Origin of the sequence: Streptomyces sp. NPDC060194, assembly GCF_042728285.1 — a bacterium.
In the GTDB taxonomy this organism is placed as follows: domain Bacteria; phylum Actinomycetota; class Actinomycetes; order Streptomycetales; family Streptomycetaceae; genus Streptomyces.
This window is the reverse complement of record NZ_JBHWZH010000278.1, coordinates 1-2,496: the sequence shown is the minus strand read 5'-3', so window position 1 is coordinate 2,496 and position 2,496 is coordinate 1. Positions and strand designations below refer to the sequence as shown.

2 protein-coding genes are annotated in these 2,496 nt (G+C 73.6%); both read right to left on the bottom strand.

Annotated elements, in window-relative coordinates:
- Nucleotides 1-205: 205 nt before the first annotated feature.
- Nucleotides 206-1,288 carry an extracellular solute-binding protein gene (locus tag ACFWEG_RS28840; RefSeq protein WP_387221016.1) on the bottom strand — a complete coding sequence of 361 codons (1,083 nt, stop codon included), beginning with the start codon at nucleotides 1,286-1,288 and terminating at the stop codon, nucleotides 206-208.
- Nucleotides 1,289-1,302: 14 nt separating this feature from the next.
- Nucleotides 1,303-2,319, bottom strand: a complete 1,017-nt coding sequence (locus ACFWEG_RS28835) for a mannonate dehydratase (protein ID WP_387221014.1) — start codon at nucleotides 2,317-2,319, stop codon at nucleotides 1,303-1,305.
- Between the last annotated feature and the right edge of the window lie 177 nt (nucleotides 2,320-2,496).

The following is a 2,496-nucleotide window of genomic DNA, read 5'->3' as shown; positions in this document are numbered from 1 at the left end:
CTGTTTGCACCGCCCGGGTGGCATCGGCCCAACGGTCCCCCTAGCGTGGCCGCATGATCGAGCTGTCGGGGCTGACCAAGCGGTACGGCGAGAAGGTGGCGGTGAACAACCTGTCCTTCACCGTCAGACCGGGCATCGTCACGGTCGGCTCGGCGGCATCCCCGTGCGACGGGGAGCCGGGCCACCGGGGTGCGGTACGGACGGGTCAGGCCGCGTCCTTCACCAGCCCCTCCAGGGCGTCCAGCGTCGCGGCCGCGTCGCGGCGGCCCCGCGCGAAGTCCTGGACCGCACGGCCGATGCGGGGTTGGGCGCGGTCGAACCAGGGGGCGTTCGGGCGGACGAAGGCGCGGTCGAGGGAGTCGCGGGTGGCGGAGTGGAAGCCTCGGGTGAGGCGGTCGAGGGCGGGGTCGTGCCAGGCGTCGGTGTGGGCGGGCTGGCCGCCGGCCTCGGTGTAGAGGCCGCGCTGGGCGGGCGCGCCGACCAGGTGGTGCAGCAGGTCGAGCGCCTCCGTGCGGGCGGGTGCGCCGGTCAGCAGGCCGAGGCCGACCCCGCCGAGGACGGGCCGTGAGGGCGCGCCGGGGACGGAGGAGGGGGCCTCGGTGAACGTCAGCGGGGCACCGATCGCGCCGTCCCGGCTGTAGACGCTGTACCCGTACGGCCAGGCCACGACGTGCAGTTCGTCCGTCGTGGCGGCGATCCGCAGCAGGTCGGTGGACCCGCGCTCCGTGGTGTACGGGGCGAGGTCGGCGATCCGGTCGAGCGCGTGCCGCCGGTCGGGGGACGAGCCGTAGGGGTCGACGCCGGCCTCGGCGCAGAAGGTGGCGTAGATTGCGCCCGCGCTGAAGACGGAGAACGGGACGGCCACCGTGTCGGTGTCGCGGGCGAGGTCGAGCAGCTCGGCGAACGTGCCGGGCGCGGTGTCGAGGAGGTCGCTGCGGCGGGCGAGCGCGAGGGCGGCGGCGTCGACGGGGGCGGCGTACAGCCGGTCGCCGTGGACGTAACTGCGGTGGCTGGCACCGGCGTAGACGTCGGGGACGCCGTCCAGGGCCTCCAGCCAACCGGCCTCGGCGGCACGCCCGATGAGCGGATGGTCGCAGGCCACGAGGTCGAACTCGCCTGCATACGAACCGAGTTCGCCGCCCGCGAACTCCGCCAGCGAGCGGCGCGTCCACTCCACCCGGACGCCCCGCGCGTGCCCCCACGCGTCCGACACCGCCACGAGCGGCGCATGTCCGCGCGGATGGTCCCACGACAACCCGCGGACGACGGGGTCGTGTTGCGGGTCCACGTCCCCCCACCCGCTCACGCGAGGCGCTCCACGGCCTTGGCCAGGCCGCGTAGGTAGCCGACGGTGAAGGCGCGGGCGCGGTGGCCGCCCATGGGGTGGGTGTAGGGGGTGGTCGAGGAGGAGTGCACGGTGCGCCACTCGTCGTCGCCCTCCATCTGGGGGACGTGGCCGGGGATCATGACGCCGTCGAAGCCGGTCTCGTGCAGGGCGAGCATGATGTCGAGCGCGTCGTTGTCGGCCTCGTCGACGAAGCACTCGTTGAAGCGGCCGTGGTCGCGGATGTTCTGCTGGACCGCCTGGAAGTGGACGTAGACGATCTTCCCGCGCGGACCGAGGTCCCGGATCACCTCGGGGATCTTCTCTCCCATCGCGCCCCAGTTGCCGAGGCACAGGCAGAGCGCGTTGGCCGGGCTGTCGACGATCGCGAGCGCGCGCTCGAAGGCGGCGCGGGTGGAGAACAGCGCGGGGACGCCGCCGACGGACGGGACCGGCGCGTCGTTGGGGTGCAGGGCCAGGCGGACGCCCGCGGCCTCCGCCTCGGGGACCACCGCGTGCAGGAAGTAGGCGTAGTTGGCCCAGATCTCGTCCTCGCCGAACTCCCGGCCGTGCCCGATCGGCGCGCGGGCGAGGTCTGCGGCGACGCTCGCGGTGCCCTTCGCTCCGCCCCGCAGCGGGTGGCTGTTCGACGTCCGCCACACCCCGTCCGGCATCCAGTTGTACCCGAACACCCCGATCCCGGCCCGCCCCATGTCCCCGACCAGGCGGCGCAGTTCGTCCAGGTGCTGATCCCGCCGCGGCCCGCCGAGGATGATGTCGCGCATGAACGCGGCCGGCAGCGTCTCGATCGCGTACAGCGACAGCCCCTCCCCCTCGAACCGCCCCCGGATGTCGAGCAGCGCCTTGTAGTCGAGCGCGGACAGGTCGGGCGGCAGCGTCGGCCCCCACAGCAACCCGTCGTCTAGCCCGAGTTGACGCGTGAAACGAAGCCGGTCGGTGGTCGCGGGATGGAACGTGGCGAGCGCGGCGCGCATGGGTGGCAACTCCTGGGATGGGCCGGACAACGGCAAGTTGCACTCAGTGCAACCATGTTGCAATTTCCGCTATCATTCTCCGCGCCCGCCCCCACGCCGTGTCAAGGCCCGCGCACGGGGCGGGCACGCCTCGCCGCGGGCCGCACACGACGGCGGCGGGCCGGGGAGACCCCGGCC